Here is a 21,710-nt window from a genome sequence, read left to right on the forward strand (position 1 = left end):
TATAAGCATATATTATTTAACGATCACATGCAATCATTTTAAGTGATGCTTTTCTTTTAATGATTCCGGTGCGACCTTCACCATTCGCTGCAAAAGGAAAGCTGCAACTGTTATGTCATCAACTATTCCGAACACATAGAGAAAATCCGGAATGATGTCAAACGGAAAGACTATATAGCCGATTATCAGCAATACATAAACAAATTTCGTCGTCCCTTCTAACTGAGCTGAACGAAAAAAATCGATAAAAAATGGGAAAGATTTATGAAATTTGAATAAGAAACCTATACGTTTTAGAAGTCTTCGCATCTGCTGACTCCTTCCTCCATTGTATACTTGCGGAATCCTGAGACAGACTACAATAAAAGCATAACACAAAAGGAGGAAATGCTGTGTTTCATCATATTAAAGAACTTCAGTATAACGCAAAACCAACGAAGCCAGATCCGGTATACGCCAAAAAGCTGCAGGAAGTACTGGGTGGGCAATACGGCGAAATTACCGTTATGATGCAATATTTGTTTCAAGGGTGGAATTGCCGCGGTGATCAAAAATACCGGGACATGCTACTCGACATTGGTACGGAGGAAATAGCTCATGTTGAAATGCTTGCCAATATGATTGCTCAATTATTGGACGGCGCTCCTGCAAAAGAACAGGATGCAGCTGCACAAGATCCAGTCATTGAATCCGTTCTTGGCGGCATGAATCCGCAGCACATGATCGTATCAGGACTTGGTGCAAAACCAGATGACAGTGCAGGATATCCCTGGAATGCCCGCTATACGATCGGGAGTGGAAATTTGCTTGCCGATTTTCGTGCCAACTTGAACGCCGAGTCACAAGGCCGCCTGCAGGTTGTCCGGCTGTATGAATCAACCACTGACCCCGGTGTCCGGGATATGCTTTCATTTTTGATTGCCAGAGACACCATGCATCAAAATCAATGGATGGCGGCCATTGAGGAACTCGAGCAAACTCAAAAGGCTCTTGTTCCAAGCACATTCCCGCAAGAAAACGAAAAGCAGGAAGTCTCTTATTCGTTTATGAATTTTTCCAAAGGGGAAGAAAGTGCTCAAGGCAGATGGGCAAACGGACCTTCCTATGATGGACAGGGAACTTTCGAGTATGTAGCAACCCCAGAAGCAATGGGACAGGTACCGATTTTAAACCCTGCACCAGCCTACATCCACGGTACACCTGTGAACGGCAGTATCCCGCCTGACACCGGTACATCCGCATTTGATAAAAGCTGAGCAAATCATCTAAGGCTTCCCGCTTAAACTACATGGGAAGCCTTAAAACGCATACTGTATGTGAAAATGGATATATAGCCACTCAGGCAGCTCTTAATTTTTCACCCTTCTGGCAAAATCAACAAACTTGAATTTATCCGGACGATGCCGCGACTCCGTATATTGGAACAGGCTTGTGTCGTCCAAATAGACCATACTCTTAATGACAACGACATTTGAATAGCCTTCAAGATCCAACAAAGTCCGGTCTTCTTCAGTCGGGTCTTCGATTACAATTTCTTTTTTGGCAAAGCTGATATCCAGCTCCAATTCATTTTCAAGATAGCTGTAGACAGAGTCCTCACATATCTCCTTTGTTAATGCCGGCACAACATCCTTATTAAAAAAGTCTTTATCCAAAATCACTTTTTCCCCGGCAATGTTTCTTACCCGCAAAACCTTCCACACTGGTTCACGAAGACTAACATTTAACTTTGATTTTAAATCCTGGCCAGCCTCAACGATTGTCAATTCATGTACGATCGTTGAAGCTGGCAAATTTAACTTTTTAGCCAATTCCTTAAAACTGACAATTCCAGAAACAGGGAAGTCAAATTTATTGGCATCAATAATAACAGATCCTTTGCCACGGACTTTTTGAATGTAGCCATCCTGTGCCAGTAAATTTAATGCTTTCCGAATGGTTTCACGGGAAGTTGTATACATTTTGACAAGGTCATTTTCCGATGGCAGCATGGATGATTCATCCCAGTGATTTGCCTCAATTTTTTTTACAAGATCATGATAAATGGTTAGGTACTTCTGCATTGCTAAACCCCATTATGTTAATTGATAGACAACTGATTCATATGGTCTTAAAACAAGTTGATCAAACGTTTGATCAGTATCCGGATAATTGGAAACGAGTACATGCACATCTCTTGTTTGATCGATATCAAACGATGCTGTTGCTTCTTCTGCATAAAAGTTGCTGACAACGAGCAAGGTTTCATTATTCCAGTTTCGGATATAAGCAAAAATCTTTTGATCATCCTCAAGCAATAGCTGGTAATCCCCATACGTCATAATATCATATTCTTTACGTAAGGACACAAGCTTTTGATAATGAGCCAGAATGGAACCATGATCATTCAACGCCTTTTCCGCATTAATGGTTTGATAATTTTCTGCCACAGGTATCCAAGGTTCCACAGCAGAAAATCCGGCATGCTTTTCTGCTGACCATTGCATCGGTGTTCTGGCATTATCACGGGATTTCTGCTTCAGAATCGCCATAATCTCATCCTCGGTTTTCCCTTTTTCGCACAGCTTTTCATATGCGTTGTGTGATTCAACATCACGATAATTGTCTATGCTGTCAAAGTTCGGGTTCGTCATCCCGATTTCTTCACCCTGATAAATGTATGGGGTACCCTTCATCATGTGCAGGGTGGTAGCCAGCATCTTAGCCGATTCTTTATGGTATTTCCCATCATCACCAAAGCGAGAGACTGCCCTTGGCTGATCGTGATTGCACCAGAACAGCGCATTCCAGCCCCCGCCTTCATGCATCCTGACCTGCCACTTGGACAATATCTGTTTTAATTCCAGAAAATCAAAGGGTGCCTTCGTCCATTTCTCGCCTGCCGGATAATCCACTTTCAGATGATGAAACTGAAATGTCATATCAAGTTCCTGCCGTTCGGGTCTTGTGTACAGGATACAATTTTCCAGCGTTGTCGAGGACATTTCACCGACCGTCATCATGTCATACCCTGAGAAAACTTCCTTGTTCATTTCATGCAAATATTCATGAATGCGCGGCCCATCCGTATAATATTTTCGGCCGTCCCCGGAATCATCATCCGGGAATTGCTGATCTTTAGATATGAGATTGATCACATCAAGGCGAAAACCGTCAACCCCTTTTTCCGCCCAAAACCGCATCATATCATATAATTTTTCCCGTAGCCGCTTATTTTCCCAATTCAAATCTGCCTGCGTTGTGTCAAACAGATGCAAATAATATTGACCGGTTTTGTCATCATATTGCCATGCCGGTCCTCCGAATTTAGACTGCCAATTATTCGGTGGTCCGCCACTATCAGCCGGATCTTTCCAAATATATAAATCACGATAAGGATTATTTTTTGATGCTGAAGCCTGCCTGAACCATTCGTGTTCCGTTGACGTATGATTCATCACGAGATCCATAATCAGTTTCATACCACGCTTATGCGTTTCTTCTAGCAGCCTTTCAAAATCCGCCATCTTCCCGTACGCCGATTCAATGGAATAATAATCGCTGATATCATAACCATTATCGTTTTGCGGAGACTGATAAACAGGTGTCAGCCAAATAACATCAACACCTATTGTTTGAATATAATCAAGCTTTTGCATGATTCCCCGCAAATCACCCATGCCATTGCCTGTCGAATCATAAAAGCTTTTTGGATATATCTGATATACGACAGCTTTTTGCCACCAAGCTTCATGCATTGCGAACACCTCTTGTTGTATTATTTATCAAGTCTGCGAAATGCCATTAAATAAGTGAGAACAAATGGGACAACAATGACGATTGCCATACCGATGCCGAATGCCAGCCATCCGTCTGGAACGATTGACAGGATTCCGGGTATGCCGCCAACGCCGACTGATGATGCCAGAACATGCTGCATCGTAATGAATGCGCCAGCAATTGCTGATCCGATCACCGCCGCAATAAATGGGAATTTAAATCGCAAATTAACACCGAACATGGCTGGTTCTGTAATGCCTAAATATGCTGATAAACCTGAAGTTCCGGAAAGCCCTTTAAGCTTTTCATCTTTGGCAGCCAGCATCATCGCAAACGCTGCTGACCCTTGAGCAATATTGGACAATGCAAGAATCGGCCACAAGAATGTTGTTCCCGTACTTCCAATCAGCTGCAAATCGACAGCAAGGAACGTATGATGCATGCCTGTTATAACAAGGGGGGCATAAACCGCTCCATAAACCAGTCCGCCTAGTATTGCAAATTGATCAAACAAAGAAACAAGTCCGTCTGTAATCCAGTTACCAATTGCAAATGTAACCGGCCCGATAATGACAAATGTCAAAAAGCCGACAACCAAAAGTGCAACTGGCGCTACAACCAATAACTGCAAGGAATCCATCACACGCTTTTTTAGGAAGAGCTCAATTTTTGCCAGTATCCATGATGCGAATAATACCGGAAGCACTTGTCCCTGGTAGCCGATCTTATCAATTTCCCACCCAAACAGGTTCCAAGTTGGAATGTTCCCTTCTTCAAGGGCATCCCCGTATGACCACGCATTTAGTAAATCCGGATGAACCATTATTAATCCTAGTACAACCCCAAGCAACTCATTACCGCCGAACCGTTTGACAGCAGACCAGCCAATCAAAGCCGGCAAAAATGTAAATGCAGTATTAGCGATAATATTAATCAAATCCGCAAGGCCGGCCCACTCCTGATGCACGTCAATAATTGATTGGTCATCGTAGACAATGCCCGGATTCGCCAAAATATTATTAATACCCATTAGGAGACCTGCTGTAACGATTGCTGGCAAAATGGGGATAAAAATATCTGCCAGCACCTTGATGCCACGCTGCAGCAGATTCTGCTTCTCACCGGTAGCTGCTTTGACATCTTCTTTTGTTGCTTCGCCTATATTGGTTTCATTAATCATTGCAGCATACACTTTATCAACAGTTCCCTGCCCGATCACAACCTGGAATTGACCATTGGCAAGAAACGATCCTTTAACAATATCAAGATTTTCCAATGTTGTCTTATCAACTTTATCGTCATCATCTAAAGCAAATCGAAGTCTTGTGACACAATGTGTTGCCGCGTTTATATTTTCTTCACCGCCAAGTGCAGCTACAATCTCTGTGACTTCTTTACTATATTCACCGCCAGATGCAACCGGCGTTTCCCCCTCGGAATCATTATTTATCTCTGCCTTTAAAAGTACAGACGTACTGGCTTCAACTGCTGCATCATTTGTTTTTTCCAGTCCATCAATGGCATCACCATTTGTAATGATCACCGGTGTAATGACGCCTTTTGCCTTTTTGCTGACCAGATCCATATCAAATGCAATGAGCAGATCACCGGATTTTACATAGTCCCCCTGACCAACATATGCTTCAAACCCTTCCCCGTCCATATTAACAGTATCGAGTCCGATATGAATTAAAACCTCAAGCCCAGAATCGCTGCGAATACCTATTGCATGGTTCGTAGGAAAAATCTGTATAACTTCTCCGTTCAATGGCGCTACAACGTTTCCGTCATTCGGCTCAATTGCCAGTCCGTCACCCATCATTTTTTGAGAAAATGTCGGATCCGGAACCTCTTCAAGTTGTTTTACCTGGCCACTGACCGGTGCGACAACCACTTCTTGTCTATTCGCCACAGGATTTACCTCCTTATTTTTCATATAACATGTATATACATATTTCGATTAAATTATATCTTGTATATACATGTTTTGCAAGGGCTTTCATAATGAAAATAATGGTAATTCATGAAACTCCATTCAGCGGGGTATTTTTCGACATACAGAATGTGATAGCGCGGGCGTTGCGACAGGACATCGCGAATTCAGCCTGCCTGACACACTGGACATCTAGTGCCGATTATGCGACAGGCAAGAAAAGCTTCGACAGAGATCCTTCCGGACGAAAGAAGTGTTTTGAGGATGTCACGTTTGATCAACCTCAGCGTTACATTACCACAAAAAATAACACCACTCTGCTTAGTTTTTGCAGAGTGGTTTATTTCATCATTCCAATCGGCTATTTGGTATGAATAGCAGCCTGTCATCATCTTCGGCAGGATTACCTCGTCCATCGGTATTATTAGTCAAATAATAAATACCTTCTTCAGTGGAAAATGCATCACGAACACGCCCTTCTTCCGAGATGACAACTTCCTCCGCCTCACGATTTGGGTCAAATCGGCGTAAAGCCTCCCCGGCCAGGGAAGCAAAATAGAAATAACCATCATGATACGTCATCCCTGATGGTGCCCACGTATTCTCACCGGAATGGATCACTGGCGGATTCATATCCTCAGCGGTTTCATCCCCTTGAATAACAGGCCACCCATAGTTCCTTCCTTTTGTTATCCGGTTTATCTCATCATGTGCATTTGAACCATGTTCAGTTGCATACAGTTCATGTTCATCATTCCAGGCAAGCCCCTGTGAATTGCGATGCCCGTAAGAATATATATAGGAATTTTCAAATGGATTGTCATCCGGAATCGCCCCATCCTGTTTCATCCGCAGTATCTTTCCTGCTAAACTATCCATATCCTGTGATAATTCAGGATTGGTTGCATCCCCAGTTGTAATATACAGCTTGCTATCCGGTCCTATTTCAAGACGTCCCCCATGGTGAACCTGCCCTCCCGGAATTTCATCCAGCAGTACTGACGTTTCTTGCCATTGATTATCTAATTCTTCAATTTTTACAACCCGCTGATAATACGTATTATTTTCCTGATACGAATAATAGGCAATCGCTTCATTTGTTGTCGCAAAATCATCAGGAAATGCAAGCCCCAGCAGTCCCGCTTCCGACTGATTGGAAAGATCCTTCTCTAATTGCACAGGCTTTCGGGTTTGCCAATCATTTGCAACCGTAACGATGGAGCCGGTTCGTTCACTTATATAAAATCGCCCTTCCTGCATAGCGATCTCCCATGGTTCTTCGAGGTTTTCCGCAACTATTTCGACCTCATCTGAATGTTCTGGAACTGTCAATTCAGATTCAGATGATTGCGTGTTATCGGACGGACTCTGTTCATCATCGGATGGTGAAGTGTCATCATAAGAGCATGCACTGACCAAAATGATTAATAGAACAAAATATCGAATCTTCATCACCTCGCTACTGGACTTTTACCCATTTTACCCCATTGAAAACGAAAGAGATACTGCAGCGCTTAATTCCTGCTGATATTCTTTCTCTTCTGTCGATACTTCCTCTTATTCTGTTGATACCCCTAACCAACATAAAAAACCGGCAATAGCATTCACTGCCATTACCGGTACCATCAATTTAACCTAATTTCGATTTTTTCGCTGCTTTTTCACGTTCATTTTTATTCAATAGCTTTTTACGCAGGCGGATTGATTCAGGTGTTACTTCACAATATTCATCGTCATCCAAATATTCAATCGCTTCTTCCAGTGACATGTCACGTGTTTTCTTAATAGTAGCCGTCTGATCTTTCGTCGCTGAGCGAACATTCGTTAAATGTTTTTCTTTTGTAATGTTGACTGTCAGATCATTTTCACGATTGTGCTCACCAACAATCATTCCTGCATAAATCTCGGTTCCCGGTTCAACAAAAATGACACCGCGATCCTCGAGCTGCATAATGCCATATGTTGACGCTTTGCCGTTTTCCAATGAAACAAGTACACCCTCGCGGCGACCGCCAACCTGACCTTTTGTCACCGGTTCATAAGCTTCAAAAGTATGATTTAAAATACCATAACCGCGTGTCAGCGACATAAACTCTGTCGCATACCCGATCAGACCGCGTGAAGGTACTTTAAATTCAATACGTACCTGACCATTTCCCTGGTTCACCATATCGAGCATTTCACCTTTCCGTTCACCAAGGGATTCCATCACCGGACCGGTATAATCTTCCGGAACATCGACCTGGACACGTTCAACCGGTTCACACTTGACTCCATCCATTTCTTTAATAATGACCTGAGGTTTTGACAATTGTAATTCATAACCTTCACGCCGCATATTTTCAATCAGAATGGAAAGGTGCAGCTCACCACGGCCTGAGACAGTCCATGCATCAGGCGTATCAGTTGGATCAACACGAAGACTGACATCTGTTTCCAGCTGCTTCATTAAGCGTTCTTTAATTTGGCGTGCGGTAATATACTGGCCTTCACGCCCAGCAAATGGACTGTTATTTGTAACAAATGTCATCTGCAGTGTCGGCTCATCAATACGCAGCCAGGGCAATCCTTCCAAGTGATCAGGCGGACAGATGGTTTCACCGATATTGATGTCATCCATGCCGGCTATCGCCACAATGTCCCCGGCAGTTGCCTCTTTTATTTCCATCCGCTTCAGCCCGATGAAACCGAATAACTTGCTGATACGGAATGGCTTTTCTGTGCCGTCTTTTTTCAGTACAACAACCTGCTGGCCGACACTGATTTTTCCACGAACAACACGACCGATTCCAATCCGGCCCACATAATCATTGTAATCAAGCAAGGTGACCTGGAATTGGAGCGGATCGTCCTGTGTATCGGGTGGGGCAGGAATATGATCCAAAATTGTCGTAAAGACCGGATCCATGGTTTCCGTCTGTTCATCCGGCTCCTCACCTGAAGTTCCATTTAATGCAGATGCATAGATAACAGGAAATTCAAGCTGTTCATCATCTGCTCCAAGTTCAATAAATAAATCCAATACTTCGTCAATCACTTCATTCGGACGGGCATTCGGGCGGTCGATTTTATTCAGCACGACAATCGGTGTCAGTTTTTGTTCCAATGCCTTTTTTAAAACAAAACGTGTCTGCGGCATACAGCCTTCATAAGCATCAACAACCAACAGAACACCATCCACCATTTTCATGATACGTTCCACTTCACCGCCAAAATCAGCGTGACCGGGTGTATCAAGTATATTAATCGTTGTATCTTCATATTTGATAGCCGTATTTTTGGACAAAATCGTAATACCGCGTTCACGTTCAATATCGTTCGTGTCCATGGCCCGTTCATCCACTTGTTCATTTTCACGAAATGTTCCCGAATATTTCAGCATCTGATCAACAAGTGTCGTCTTGCCATGGTCAACATGGGCGATAATAGCAATGTTGCGGATATCTTCTCTTAATTGCATAAACGTAAGCTCCTCTATTCATTTCAGGCTATTTCAAAACTATCCAATTATATCACAATGTGAAACTTCTGTCATTAGGTGGGTTGCGCAAGGCTCGTCCATTGCAGACATTGACTAGTGTCTCCCGCTTTCTTAGTTCGGATCCTTTCTATTCCATGTTCCCGAGGCAGGCATCTTACCGGAAGCTTGCACCAGCTAAAGTGAAACTTCAATTAATGGAGGGTGGACCTAAAGGATGCAGGTTACACAGACGCTGCCACAAAACGTAGTGGTTTTAGTCTGTGTTCCCCCTATCCCCACTGATCAAAAACAAACAAAGGCTAAGTACCATCGTGTTGCAACGCCTTTGTGACCTGCATCGTGCAGGCCCGAGTGAATTCGAACCATGCATAGACGCGCCTGTGCCGGCAATGCGACAGGACAAGGGAGACTTCGGCAGTGTTACATCGCACGAAGAAAAATATGCTTTCCTTTTTCAAAGACGTCGCTTTTTATCGGCCTCCCAGTTACATGCAGGAAAAAGCTTACTCAGGAAAAACAATGACAAATTTTGCTCCGCCAAGATCCGAATCCCGAACCATAATTTTCCCGCCGGACTGTTCCACAATGGCACGTGCAATCGCCAGTCCAAGCCCGGTCTCTCCAGTTTTACCTTTCACGAACCGGTGAAAAATATGCGGAATAAGATCCTTCGATATCCCTTCCCCGTCATCTTCAATCACAATCGTCGCACCCTCAACCGTTATGTCCACGCGGGAATGGGCGTGCCGGATGGCGTTAAACGTGACATTTAACAGTGCACGCAGCAATTTTTCCTGATCAGCGAAAATAACGCTTTCTTGGTCGATGGAATGATTTAGCCTCACTTCTTTTTCACCGACTAAAGGCAGTGTCCGGTCCAGTACTTGATTGATCAATTCCGATACATTTATTTGAACCGGCTGGTATTCCGTTTGTTCGCTGTCCAGTTTTGCGAGCAGTATCATTTCATTAATGATGGTCTTCAGCCGGTTGACTTCAGTTACCATCATTTCCAGTCCCTTTTCCTTGTCTTTTTCATCAAAAACGTTGTCACGGATACCTTCCGCATAGCCCTGTATCGTCATAAGCGGTGTTTTCAATTCGTGGCTGGCATTCTGAAAAAACGTCCGCTGTGACTTCATGAACCGCTCCAGCTCTTTTGCCATATCATAGACACTTTGTTCCACTTCTTTAATTTCACCTGTTGCTTTCACTCGCTCGACCTCATCAAATTTCCGGTTTTCGATTTTTTTCAGCTGTTTTTTCAACTTTGTTAGTGGTGTCACTAATTTATTGGTTAACAGGTAACTGAGCAGAACAGTGGCCATAGCTCCGACAATAAACACGATAATCAGACGTCTGAAAAAATCTTGCTGTACTGTCTGCAAATCGGTTAAAGGGGTCAGTAAAATCAATTCCAGACCGGTTTGCTCCGGATAAAGCAGAATGCGTGACGTAACAAATTTACTGTTCCCTGCTTCCCATAATTCTTCCTGGTTATCCGCAAAATAATCATTGACTGAAAATCCCCTGACAAATTGCTCTGGCATCGTAGACATTAACACCTGGTTTTGAACACGGTCATACAGAAACAATTGTAGCTCCTGATCCTCCAGAAAATCACTAAAATCCTCAATACTTCCCTGTGCCCGATATTGTTCATTGATCACCTGAACAAGCAATTCACCCTTTTGCTTTAATTCTGTTTTTTCATTGTCTATCAGCATCCCCATTATCATGGAATAAATGACATAACCTGTTACTGTGAGGATGACGAGCAGCAGAGCAGTAAACGCTAAATTTAATTGGGATTGAAGTTTCATCGTTATTCCTCTTCGTCTCGCAGCCGATACCCATATCCCCATACCGTCTCCAATGGAATATCGGGCAATTTTTTCCGGATTCGTTTAACCAGATCATCTACAGCACGATCACTGCCAAAGTAGTCTTCTCCCCAAATTTTGATCAGCAATTCCTCCCGGGAAAAAGCCCTATTGGTATTTTTCGCAAGTAACAGCAGCATATCAAATTCTTTTGTCGTCACATCCCGCTCGGTTCCGTCCCAAAAAATCCTGCGATCATTCTCATGGATTAAAAAATTATCTACTTTTATTCTGTCATGTTCATGCTGATTATCCGGTAAATGGACCGTACGCTTGAACACACGCTTAACGCGTGCAAGTAATTCCCGTGGGCTGAACGGTTTCGTCAAATAATCGTCTCCACCGAGTTCAAGACCCAGAATTTTGTCAACTTCGTCATCTTTTGCCGAAATGATAATAATCGGAACATCGCTTTCCTGACGAATTTTTTTACAAAATTCATAGCCATCCATACCTGGAAGCATGATATCAAGGATCCACATGTCCGGTCGCATGGTTTCCCATAGTTCCCATGCCTCTTCAGCAGATTCCATAACAGTTACATGAAAGCCTTCCTTTTTTAAATATGCGGAAACGATATTTTGGATGTTTGCATCATCTTCCACTACGCCAATATGATCATTCATAGAAGGATTCCTCCATCATTTGATTTGTTATGATTATTTTCACTTAAAAACGGGAATGTCAATATTAAAATATCTTTTACACACTTTTGCCATATTTGCACCAAAATACTACCAACTGTTACGGGTATCATGATAACTGTAATCATCATAACGTAAAGAGGTGAACGATTCATGGATAACAATCATTATCAACATGATAACGAACATACAGATGATACGCATCAGGCGTATCCGGAAAGCGAACCAGTCAAAAAAGCGGATTCGAATCCAAATGGTGGTATTGCACAAACAGCAAGGCAGAACGCCCAAGCGAATCAGACTGAAAAACCGAAGCGAAACAGGTCCGGACATTTGTTCAGCGGATTGATCGGCGGTCTTGTTTCCGCCATTGTTGTCGTTCTATTGTTCAATACCAACATTATATCAGACAATGACGGCAATAATAGTTCAGATGCTGCATCGACAGAAAACGGTCAAGGATCAGGGGCTCCTGAAGTAACCGAAACCATGGCATCAGACGATGCTAATGTCGCTTCAAACTTGGATGAAGCGTCTAAGGCAGTCGTGGGCGTGACCCGAATGGAGCAGACAAATGTTTGGGAACCTAGCCAGGAATCCGGAACAGGATCAGGGATTATTTATAAAAAAGAAGACGGCAATGCTTATGTCGTTACGAACCAGCATGTTGTCGCAGATGCCCAGGAGGTAGAAGTGGCCCTGAATAATGATGAACGGATTGAAGCTGAAGTCCTTGGTTCGGATGAACTCAGTGACTTGGCCGTACTGAAAATAGACGGCTCACAAATCGATACTGTTGCAAATCTTGGCTCATCAAGTGATGTTGAGGTTGGCGAAACAGCCGTAGCAATCGGCAACCCGCTTGGAATGGAATTTGCCAATACGCTGACACGAGGAATCATCAGTGGTTTGGATCGTTCCGTGAATATGGATACTAACGGTGATAGTCAGCCTGATTGGGTAACTGAAGTTATTCAGACAGATGCTGCGATTAATCCGGGGAATAGCGGCGGTGCACTTGTGAACGCCGATGGTAAGGTGATCGGGATTAACTCAATGAAGATAGCACAAACTGCCGTTGAGGGCATTGGCTTTGCCATACCGATTGACACAGCTATGCCGATCATTGAACAACTTGAAACAGACGGTAAGATTTCCCGGCCTTATATTGGCATCAGTACTGCATCCATTAATCAGGTTCCGCCACAGTACCGCAACCAGATTCAGCTTCCGGAAGATGTCGAGGAAGGGATCGTCATTGCACAGGTTGAAACCGGATCACCCGCAGATGATGCAAACCTGCAGCAATTTGATGTAGTCACGAAAATCAATGGCAATAACGTAACCTCATTAGTTGATTTACGCCAATATCTGTACAATGAGGCAGAAATCGGGGGAACAATCGAACTCGAAGTCTACCGCAATGGTGAGGCACAAACCGTAACACTGGATCTGGCTGAACGCGGACAAGAACAACAGCAATAACCCCTCCTTAAAAGCCTACAGCTGAATTAGCTGCAGGCTTTTTATATAGAGGAAGGATTTTCTGGGATGATGCCGAAATAGTTATTAAATGAAAAATATGACACCAACGATTATACTTTTAATAAACCTCTATGTTTCAGAAAGGAAGTGGTAAGATGCAATGTCCTTCATGTGGTCAACAAACAGCAGAGGGAAAATTCTGCACCAATTGTGGAGCGCAATTGGTTCCTGAACAGCTTAATGAGGAGGAAATCGAGCAGTCAAATAATGGCGCTTCTGTACAGGATCACGATGGTTCCGTAAAAGGAAGCGAAGTAATGGAAAAACTGAAATCTATCGGAATTGACTTCGGACATTTCTTTGTCACACTTGTGAAAAAACCAAGCGAAGCCAAAAAAGCAAACCACTCAGATATGGTTTCCGGAATGATAATGATTGTTTTATTTGCGTTCATATTAGCGCTAAGCTATCATTTTGTAATTAATGCGATCCCAGCAGGATTCTTTAGAAATGTTTCGTTTATTGACAGTTTTATGCTTCCATTCATAACCTTTATCCTATTGGAGTTTCTGATTGCGGGACTGGCTTTTGCCGGTGTAAAGCTAGGCGCTCAGGCTGCCACATTTCCGGATGTTATAGCCAAGTTTGGTGCCTATTTAATCCCATTTTTTCTTTTATATGCAGTAGGACTTATTTTAACATTAATCGGCATTTCGGCACTATCCGGCATACTTATATTAATCAGCATTCTTGGATTAGTGCTGTTCACACCAACCTTTATCCTATTGGAACAGCCAACAGAAGGTTTTGACCGGATTTACGTATTGCTGGGGTTATACATCATCGCCATACTCGCATTCGGCTTTTTTGCACAGTCTTTTTTAACTTCAATCCTAGGAAATATGATGGATACGATGTTTCAAGGGTTTTAGAGACTTTTGACAAAAATGGACTATCGTCAACCCACTATAACAAGACCATATTATTTAAAAGAGCAAAATTTATTCGCTCTGAAGTTAAAAAAGCTCCTGACCGGGAGCTTTTTTAATTCTAACTTGGCATTTTGGCATTCATCAAGCCTTAGATGAATGCCTAATATACACGTATACAGCTAACCGTTATACTTTCTTAGCTGCCAAAGAAAAAGTCGAAAATATTACTTCCAGCTGAACTTTTCTTATTGTAGAACTCCGAATACCCGCAGTTTTGACAGGAAACAACGATAAACTGATTGTTTTGCACATCGAACATTTTGGATAGGCCTGTCCCGGTCATGGCTACTTCATTCTGCTCGGCATCTGTGCTGCCGCATTTGATGCACCCGCGATTTTCTTGCATTTTCATCATCTCCTTATCATACATTACGGATATCATGCGTAAATCGTTTCACCCTTCACCATTATTTACTGCGGCAGCTATTTTGCATAAGCTTATTCTTCATATTTTTCATGATTTGGTGTTACGCCCGTGAAACGTCCGTCCTGATCGGCCGCCAAAAAACTTTCTTCATCGGTAACACTTCCGACATGCTCATCACTGTTAGGATACATTTCATTATAATGATCACGATCACCGTAAAAATCCGATGGTGTTTCTGAAGTACCGTATCGGCTCACTTCCTGCCACGCATCTTCCGCATCATATCCCGTTTGTTCTTCAGCAGATACCTCATCCGGATTGATATTCGGACTGAAAACGCCTTCTTCAACTGGCCGGTCATCCTTAGCATGATTATCCATATCCTCAGCATGCGCATAACAACGGTCTGCTGTCGGAACGGCCTCCAGCCGCTCGAATGGAATATCGGCACCACATTCACTGCAGATTCCATATGTGCCATCCGCTATGGCGTGAAGGGCTGCATTGATATCTTTCAGTTCTTTTTCTGCATGTTCATTAAGGGCGATATCCTTCTCACGCTCAAACATCTCCGTTCCCATATCTCCTGGATGGTTATCATAATTAGATAATTCATCCATTGATTGTTTGGTTAATTCAAGCGAAGTACCAAAATGACCCTGAACCTGACTGATTAACTCATTCTGTCGATCCAGCAGTGCGTTTTTGCATTGTTTAAGCTGATCATTTGTCAACATAGCTGTCAGCCTCCATTCATTAGAAAACCTAGATTTATAATCAAAATCGCGGTGTAGATTTTTTACTTAAAAATGAATCGCTAACCATACTATGTGTTAATACAAATGATTGATACTTTATTTTCGTTCCCAATTCATGTCAATTTGACACGCAATTTTTCCGGAATTGACTGAGGTTATTTTGTGCAACCTATTAGCGCCTTATTGTTACGTGTGATTTAAAGATGAAAAAAACCCCTCAATTGAGAGGTTTTATTCATCCAGCATTGGTTTGTCTTTAAAATCTTGAGAACTGTCATGTGTTATTTAGCATCATTAGCTATCGTTAAAAAGTTGAATCATCTCGTCAGGATAATCAATAAACGGATTACGATTTCCCTGAATTTCATAAATAGCTTGGTTACGGTGTCTTTCATAAAGATCTGGCGGGAACTGTTGATGCCATTTCAGCAGCAATTCCCTATCAATCGTCTCTTTATGTGACTGCTCAATTTTATCCGGATATCTTATCAAAAAATACAACATGGCCCGAGCCGCAGTACCTTTCCCATATTCCGGCTCAAACAGCCCATCTTCCGCCTTGCCACATGCATCTTCCACCTGTTTGCTTCCAATCGTTTGCGGATTATAGCCAGCGAAATCATGATAAGGATAATTGCTTCTAAATGAATTGCAATCAGGATTACAAGTAAATAAATGATGAATATCTCCACGCATCGGCACCCGCTCATTGAACCACGATTGAGGAACGACATGCTCACAGTTATATGGAAAATCATCCGCAATCCTTACAAGTTGATCCCATCCCCCATTCGGTGTCAGCTTGTCGATCATCTCTTTTCTTTTTAAAGAAGCTTCAAAATCTGCTTTAATCACATCCTCCGCCTGCCGGTTCGCCCCAGAATAAATGCTTTTGAGGCTCCCGTTTGGACGAAGATCAACCCACGGGTAAACATATTCAACAGGTTCATATGGCACTTGATCGGTATGTGTCTCCTTCAGAAGCTCCTCAAGTGACTGAATGACCTCATCGCCATTACCGTCAAAATGAATACTGCGATAGTATTGCTCACGTACCTGCGTATCTTTTTCCTCATCGTAATATTCCTTTTCGTCCTTCTTCATTCTCTCCTTGATCTCGTAGTGCCTGTCAAGAATCGACTGAAGGCGATCATGATTGACTGGTACGGGAAAAAGACTTTCCTTTTGACTTGGGGTTAAAGCCATGGCATTATTCCTCCTTGGAAATAGTTGTATGAACTTTTCAAATTAGGAATCCTTTATATACCATACGACTATTGTATCAAGTATGGTGGGGCTATAACCAAAATATCTTGGATTACAGCCTTTATCAGTTTTATCAATCCACTACGCTATTCATTGTCTATTACCTTCATCTGAGTTTCCCACAGTATCTGAGGATTCTTTTCCAGATAAACATCCACGTCGTTGACCCCCGTTTTGATTTAGTAACGAGGAGATCTGCAAAAGCCTGGACAAATGTAAATGGAAGGCGGGATGCTCCCTGAGAAATTATGGGCAAAGTATATTAAATATCTATGAAAGAATGATTAATTCTAGCATCGAAATCTAGAAAGAACCTTTGAAAAAACTTTTAGTGATATCAAAGTATAGTATGGTTTCAAGCCTCTTTTGCCAATTTCTAAACAACCTGTCTATCCTCTTTTCTAAGTATTTACGTAGTATAACGTAAATTCCGGAAAGGAGAATAACACATGTTAAACTTTTCCATGATTGAATTAATTCGACGAAAAGGGCGAAAGGTAGACAAAGAACTAAAACGGCAATTCATCCACTTTTACCGGCCGTTTCGCTCCGTTCCATGCTTCTTGCATCGGCCGCTGGATAATATCAGGAAAAACATGAAGCGGTTGCCTATCATCATTGAGTTTGAGGATGACCGTTATACTCCTGGTTTAAATGATGTAAAGAAAACAAAATGTCGCAAGTTACGTGAATTCCCTTCTATTTCATGTTGTTCCGCTAATCTTTCAGTAAAAAATATCGAAAAATTGGCTGATACTTGTAACCACATCAAAAAAATCCACTATGATAGAGAAGTCACTACTTTACTTGATACTGCCACACCTTCGATAAATTCCGATCAATTACAAGAAAATGGTTTAACAGGGCAGGACGTAACGATCGCAGTTATTGATACTGGAATACACCCACATGAAGATTTGGAAGGACGGATTACAGCATTTGAGGATTTCGTAGGTAATCAAACAGAACCATACGATGATAATGGGCATGGTACCCATTGTGCTGGTGATGCAGCTGGTAACGGCGCTGCATCAGATGGGCAATATAAAGGGCCGGCACCTGAGGCTAACTTAGTTGGTGTGAAAGTGTTGAACAAAATGGGTTCTGGTTCCCTATCTACGGTAATTGATGGTATTGAATGGTGTATCCAAAATCAAACCGAGTATGATATAGATATTTTATCGCTTTCACTTGGATCAGAAGCAACAGAATCCGCAGAAGACGATCCGGTCGTAAAAGCCGTTAATGCCGCCTGGGATCAAGGCATGGTAGTTTGCGTTGCAGCCGGTAATTCAGGTCCTGAGGCACAGACAATTGGGAGTCCCGGCACTAGTCCAAAAATTATTACTGTTGGTGCAGCAGATGATCTTCATAATACGGATCGTTCAGACGATACTGTGGCTGACTTTTCCAGCCGCGGACCAACAATTGACGGACTGACGAAACCGGATTTATTAACACCAGGAGTAGAGATTGTTTCTCTAAGAGCACCGAATTCATTTCTTGATAAGACCAATAAATCAGCACGCGTCGATTCAAACTATGTTTCTTTATCAGGAACTTCAATGGCCACCCCGATTTGTGCCGGAGTGGCTGCACAGTTGCTCCAGGGTGATCCGAACCTTACCCCTGATCAGGTAAAAGCGCAACTGATGAATGCAAGTGAAGATTTGGGACAACCATCCAATGCACAAGGAAGCGGCTATCTCAACGCTGCTCATTTAATAGACAGCTAATATATGCAGAGAGAATCTTCTGCTTCAGTGTATCCTCCAGCGCAAAATGAAACTGAGGCGATACTCAATATATGAAAAAAAGACTCTTTGAAGAGAGGTAATCCAGACTTTGGGATTAGGTAGTATTTTATAAAATCAATGGATTTCGATGCCGAGCTCTCCCTGTTGCGCGAATGGTATATTTTATGTTATAACTTTCGCCATAGTCCTTCTCAAAAAACATATGTCCCCCCTTTTATTGGTGAAGGGGGACATATCAAAAGTTACGGATTATTTATCGAACAACATGTCCATGTGCGGAATGCCATCATCCAAATAAGGATCGGATATTTGGATGAACCCGAGATCAGAATAAAACTGTTTCAAATATTCCTGTGCCTGAATTTTAATTTGCTGTTCATCAAGTACAGTGGTTGTATAGTCAATCGCTTTTCGCATCATTTCCTTACCAAGTCCACTGCCGCGGAACTTCTCGGCCACGGCCACCCGGCCAATAGATGCTTCATTGAATTTTGAGCCCGCCGGCAATATCCGGACATTTGCAGCCATTTCGTCAGCAATCTTCAAAAAATAATGTATGGCCCACTGATCATAATTGTCAAGTTCCGGATACGGACATTCCTGCTCAACGACAAATATATCCACACGCAATTTCAAGAGTGCATATAAGTCATCATTCGTTAATTCCTGAAATGTTTTAAGAGACCATTCCATCTAAGATTCGCTCCTTTGAAAGTATTTTGCTGGTATCAGCACATTGGCCGATATATCAAGGCTTTGTACATGAATCAGCAGAATAGGCTTTTCAATCAGGTTTTTTAAATTTATCAGCGATTTTGCTCTGGACTACAAACGCCAGATCATCATTCCCGAACAGCTGAAGAATGTTCAGCACGGTCTGATCCGGTATCTCCTCTGATTCTTGTTTCGAAACAGTCAATTCCAATGCTTCCCTTAAAGCCTCGTTCTTCATCTGATTGGGGTAAGCTTCTTCGTACAATGCCTTTGGGTCAAGATCATGATTAATACACCATTGCGCATATACGAGAATCATCATTTTTTCATCGTGCTGATAGCTTTCAATCACCTTTTGTTCAACTTCTTTTTTCTCCATAACATCAGCCTGCCTTTCGTAGCAAAAATACCCACATGAATGTCAAAGCCTGCTGAAGATCCAGCGGCAAATGTTCGTAATGTTTCCCGTTGACTTCTTTTTTAAAAACGCCAAGTCCATCCATATATTCAAAATGAAGTTCAGAAGCAAGCTGCTGAAATTCCCATGGCATCATCGTGTTGCAAATTGCTTTTTCTCCATGGAGCCTTGGATAACTATTCATGCGTGGCCCTGCTGTCGGTCCCAAAATTCCCGCAAAAAGCAATCCATCTTTTTTCAGAACACGACCAAGCTCCTTTAAGACATCTACTGGTGACGCTGTCCACTCGATAACATTGATCGCCATCATACTGTCTTGACTAGCATCACACATCGGCAAACTTGTAATATCCCCTTGTAAAAAGGCAATGTCTTCCTGGTACAGTCGTTTTTTGGCAAGTTTGATCATTTCACCGGATATATCTACGCCCGTCACATTATATCCGGACTTGTGCAGTTTATAGGAACCATAACCATCGCCACAGCCTACATCAACTATACTGCTTCCTTTCTCTAAATGCTTTTCAATAAATGGAACGATTTGTTTCCGGCTGCCCCTGTCCCACATTTCCTTGCTTCGCTCGTTCCAGAATTCTGCACGGTTATCCCATTGCACTTCCGCTTCCTTATGCCAATTAAATGATTGCGACATCAAACCCCTCCATTTAACATGATACAACTTGGACATTTGATTACCGACATAAATGACTTTCTGACGTTACAAAAAAGGTTTACCTCACGAATGAGATAAACCTTTATTTGAATCGTCATCTATTATAGACGCGTTACGTTCGCTGCTTGCGGACCACGGTTGCCTTCAACGATTTCGAATTCAACGTCTTGACCATCTTCAAGTGTTTTGAAGCCTTCTGCATTAATAGCTGAGAAGTGAACAAATACATCGTCGCCCTCTTCACGCTCAATGAAACCGAAGCCTTTTTCAGCATTAAACCATTTTACTTTTCCAGTCATCAAAATAAACGACCTCCTTATGCAAATATGTGCAAAGTAATTGAATGATAAATACTTTTACACCACTTGTTAAAGAGATCGTAAAGTATTACTGATTTCAATTTCTTTTGCTATACCCCACTTTACTCCTTTATGGAATAAAAAGCAAGTATTTTCGTGAATAAATTTATCCTGAACGAATTCTGGCAAAAACAATAAAAACATGATAAAATACTTTTCTGCAAGATTATAATAGTTATCCACTGCATTTGTATCTTGCAAATATAAATGATAGGTGGGATAAAATGGAAAATAACCAGGACTATCAGGTATTACTTTATTACAAATTTGTACCTGTGGAAGATCCGGAAACATTTGCCGACGAACATTTGGCGTTTTGTCAGGATCTTGGACTCAAAGGGCGTATTTTAGTCGCATACGAAGGTATTAATGGAACTGTATCCGGTCCAAAAGAACAGACCGAAAAATATATGGAGGAAATGCACCGTGACCCCCGTTTTGCGGACATGATGTTCAAAATTGATAAGCATGACGGACACGCATTTAAAAAAATGCATGTACGGCCGCGGCCTGAGATCGTATCGCTAAAACTGGATGATGCGGTCAGTCCTCTTGAAAAAACGGCCAACTTTCTTTCTCCTAAAGAATTTAATGAAGCGATGAAAAATGAGAACACTGTCATTCTGGATGCTCGCAATGATTATGAATACGACCTCGGACACTTTCGGGGAGCTATTCGCCCGGATATTGAGACATTTCGTGAATTGCCTGAATGGGTTCGCGAAAATAAAGATAAACTGAAAGATAAAAAAGTTCTGACTTACTGCACTGGCGGAATTCGCTGTGAAAAATTCTCCGGCTGGCTGATGGATGAAGGAATTGAGGATGTAAATCAGCTCGACGGCGGAATTGTCACATACGGCAAGGATCCGGAAGTGCAAGGCGAACTTTGGGACGGAAAATGTTATGTATTTGATGAAAGAATCTCTGTTCCGATTAACCAAAATGAACATGTCGTTGTCGGCAAAGATTATTTCGATGGAATGCCATGTGAACGCTATGTCAACTGCGCAAATCCGGACTGCAATAAACAAATTATCTGCTCAGAAGAAAATGAGCATAAATATATGCGCGGCTGTACACATGAATGCCGTGTAAGCCGTGATAACCTGTATGTGAGGGAACACAACTTATCACAAGATGAAATCCAGAGAAGATTGGATATCATCGCAGAAGAAAACCACAAACAAGAAGCCTAAAGCATATACGGAAAAAGAATCG

20 protein-coding genes are annotated in these 21,710 nt (G+C 42.2%); 5 read left to right on the top strand and 15 right to left on the bottom strand.

The features are described from left to right. Positions 1-33 precede the first annotated feature (33 nt). The gene (locus tag BM195_RS08285; protein WP_090236454.1) at positions 34-309 is read right to left on the bottom strand and encodes a YkvA family protein; all 276 of its coding nucleotides are present in this window, start codon (positions 307-309) and stop codon (positions 34-36) included. A gap of 83 nt (positions 310-392) precedes the next feature. Here BM195_RS08285 and BM195_RS08290 point away from each other — a divergent pair, with 83 nt between their 5' ends. Continuing rightward, on the top strand, positions 393-1,256 hold the full coding sequence (locus tag BM195_RS08290) for a manganese catalase (RefSeq protein ID WP_090236458.1): 864 nt from the start codon (positions 393-395) through the stop codon (positions 1,254-1,256). A gap of 93 nt (positions 1,257-1,349) precedes the next feature. On the opposite strand, the gene treR is transcribed toward BM195_RS08290, so the two are convergent. The 7 genes from treR to BM195_RS08330 all read right to left on the bottom strand — a co-directional run bounded on the left by treR (position 1,350) and on the right by BM195_RS08330 (position 11,682). Beyond that, positions 1,350-2,063: a trehalose operon repressor gene (gene treR / locus BM195_RS08295; protein ID WP_090236461.1), complete on the bottom strand. Its 714-nt coding sequence runs from the start codon at positions 2,061-2,063 to the stop codon at positions 1,350-1,352. 12 nt (positions 2,064-2,075) lie between these two features. After that, on the bottom strand, positions 2,076-3,737 hold the full coding sequence (gene treC, locus BM195_RS08300; RefSeq protein ID WP_090236464.1) for an alpha,alpha-phosphotrehalase: 1,662 nt from the start codon (positions 3,735-3,737) through the stop codon (positions 2,076-2,078). Between the two features lie 20 nt (positions 3,738-3,757). Further along, positions 3,758-5,671 carry a PTS system trehalose-specific EIIBC component gene (gene treP, locus BM195_RS08305; protein ID WP_090236467.1) on the bottom strand — a complete coding sequence of 638 codons (1,914 nt, stop codon included), beginning with the start codon at positions 5,669-5,671 and terminating at the stop codon, positions 3,758-3,760. Positions 5,672-6,040: 369 nt separating this feature from the next. Continuing rightward, complete coding sequence (locus tag BM195_RS08315) at positions 6,041-7,144, bottom strand: PQQ-dependent sugar dehydrogenase (protein ID WP_090236471.1); 1,104 nt, start codon at positions 7,142-7,144, stop codon at positions 6,041-6,043. Between the two features lie 178 nt (positions 7,145-7,322). Beyond that, positions 7,323-9,152 carry a translational GTPase TypA gene (gene typA, locus BM195_RS08320; protein WP_090236475.1) on the bottom strand — a complete coding sequence of 610 codons (1,830 nt, stop codon included), beginning with the start codon at positions 9,150-9,152 and terminating at the stop codon, positions 7,323-7,325. Positions 9,153-9,676: 524 nt separating this feature from the next. Then, positions 9,677-10,996, bottom strand: a complete 1,320-nt coding sequence (locus tag BM195_RS08325; protein WP_090236478.1) for a sensor histidine kinase — start codon at positions 10,994-10,996, stop codon at positions 9,677-9,679. 2 nt (positions 10,997-10,998) lie between these two features. Further along, positions 10,999-11,682 carry a response regulator transcription factor gene (locus BM195_RS08330; RefSeq protein ID WP_090236482.1) on the bottom strand — a complete coding sequence of 228 codons (684 nt, stop codon included), beginning with the start codon at positions 11,680-11,682 and terminating at the stop codon, positions 10,999-11,001. 171 nt (positions 11,683-11,853) lie between these two features. On the opposite strand from BM195_RS08330, the gene BM195_RS08335 reads away from it, so the two are divergent. Then, on the top strand, positions 11,854-13,185 hold the full coding sequence (locus BM195_RS08335; protein WP_090236485.1) for a S1C family serine protease: 1,332 nt from the start codon (positions 11,854-11,856) through the stop codon (positions 13,183-13,185). Between the two features lie 155 nt (positions 13,186-13,340). Continuing rightward, positions 13,341-14,117, top strand: coding sequence for a zinc ribbon domain-containing protein (locus BM195_RS08340; protein ID WP_090236488.1), 777 nt, complete (start codon positions 13,341-13,343; stop codon positions 14,115-14,117). A 196-nt stretch (positions 14,118-14,313) separates the two neighbouring features. On the opposite strand, the gene BM195_RS08345 is transcribed toward BM195_RS08340, so the two are convergent. The 3 genes from BM195_RS08345 to BM195_RS08355 form a co-directional block, all read right to left on the bottom strand. Further along, positions 14,314-14,523: a zinc ribbon domain-containing protein gene (locus tag BM195_RS08345; RefSeq protein WP_090236491.1), complete on the bottom strand. Its 210-nt coding sequence runs from the start codon at positions 14,521-14,523 to the stop codon at positions 14,314-14,316. Positions 14,524-14,615: 92 nt separating this feature from the next. Further along, on the bottom strand, positions 14,616-15,281 hold the full coding sequence (locus tag BM195_RS08350) for a TraR/DksA C4-type zinc finger protein (RefSeq protein ID WP_090236496.1): 666 nt from the start codon (positions 15,279-15,281) through the stop codon (positions 14,616-14,618). Positions 15,282-15,596: 315 nt separating this feature from the next. After that, a complete protein-coding gene (locus BM195_RS08355) occupies positions 15,597-16,508 on the bottom strand; it encodes an endonuclease I family protein (RefSeq protein ID WP_090236499.1) in 912 nt (303 codons plus the stop codon). A 509-nt stretch (positions 16,509-17,017) separates the two neighbouring features. Between BM195_RS08355 and BM195_RS08360 the strand changes: the two genes are divergently transcribed. After that, a complete protein-coding gene (locus tag BM195_RS08360; protein ID WP_090236502.1) occupies positions 17,018-18,304 on the top strand; it encodes a S8 family peptidase in 1,287 nt (428 codons plus the stop codon). A 270-nt stretch (positions 18,305-18,574) separates the two neighbouring features. On the opposite strand, the gene BM195_RS08365 is transcribed toward BM195_RS08360, so the two are convergent. From BM195_RS08365 to BM195_RS08380, 4 genes are all read right to left on the bottom strand, one after another. Beyond that, positions 18,575-19,018 carry a GNAT family N-acetyltransferase gene (locus BM195_RS08365; protein WP_090236506.1) on the bottom strand — a complete coding sequence of 148 codons (444 nt, stop codon included), beginning with the start codon at positions 19,016-19,018 and terminating at the stop codon, positions 18,575-18,577. A 91-nt stretch (positions 19,019-19,109) separates the two neighbouring features. Continuing rightward, entirely contained in the window at positions 19,110-19,418 is a 309-nt protein-coding gene (locus BM195_RS08370; RefSeq protein ID WP_090236509.1) for a hypothetical protein, read from the bottom strand. A 4-nt stretch (positions 19,419-19,422) separates the two neighbouring features. Further along, positions 19,423-20,109: a class I SAM-dependent methyltransferase gene (locus BM195_RS08375; RefSeq protein ID WP_090236512.1), complete on the bottom strand. Its 687-nt coding sequence runs from the start codon at positions 20,107-20,109 to the stop codon at positions 19,423-19,425. 122 nt (positions 20,110-20,231) lie between these two features. Then, the gene (locus BM195_RS08380; protein ID WP_211772918.1) at positions 20,232-20,432 is read right to left on the bottom strand and encodes a cold shock domain-containing protein; all 201 of its coding nucleotides are present in this window, start codon (positions 20,430-20,432) and stop codon (positions 20,232-20,234) included. 281 nt (positions 20,433-20,713) lie between these two features. On the opposite strand from BM195_RS08380, the gene trhO reads away from it, so the two are divergent. After that, positions 20,714-21,688, top strand: a complete 975-nt coding sequence (trhO, locus tag BM195_RS08385; protein WP_090236514.1) for an oxygen-dependent tRNA uridine(34) hydroxylase TrhO — start codon at positions 20,714-20,716, stop codon at positions 21,686-21,688. Positions 21,689-21,710: the final 22 nt, after the last annotated feature.

The organism is Lentibacillus halodurans (assembly GCF_900112045.1).
GTDB lineage: Bacteria > Bacillota > Bacilli > Bacillales > Amphibacillaceae > Lentibacillus > Lentibacillus halodurans.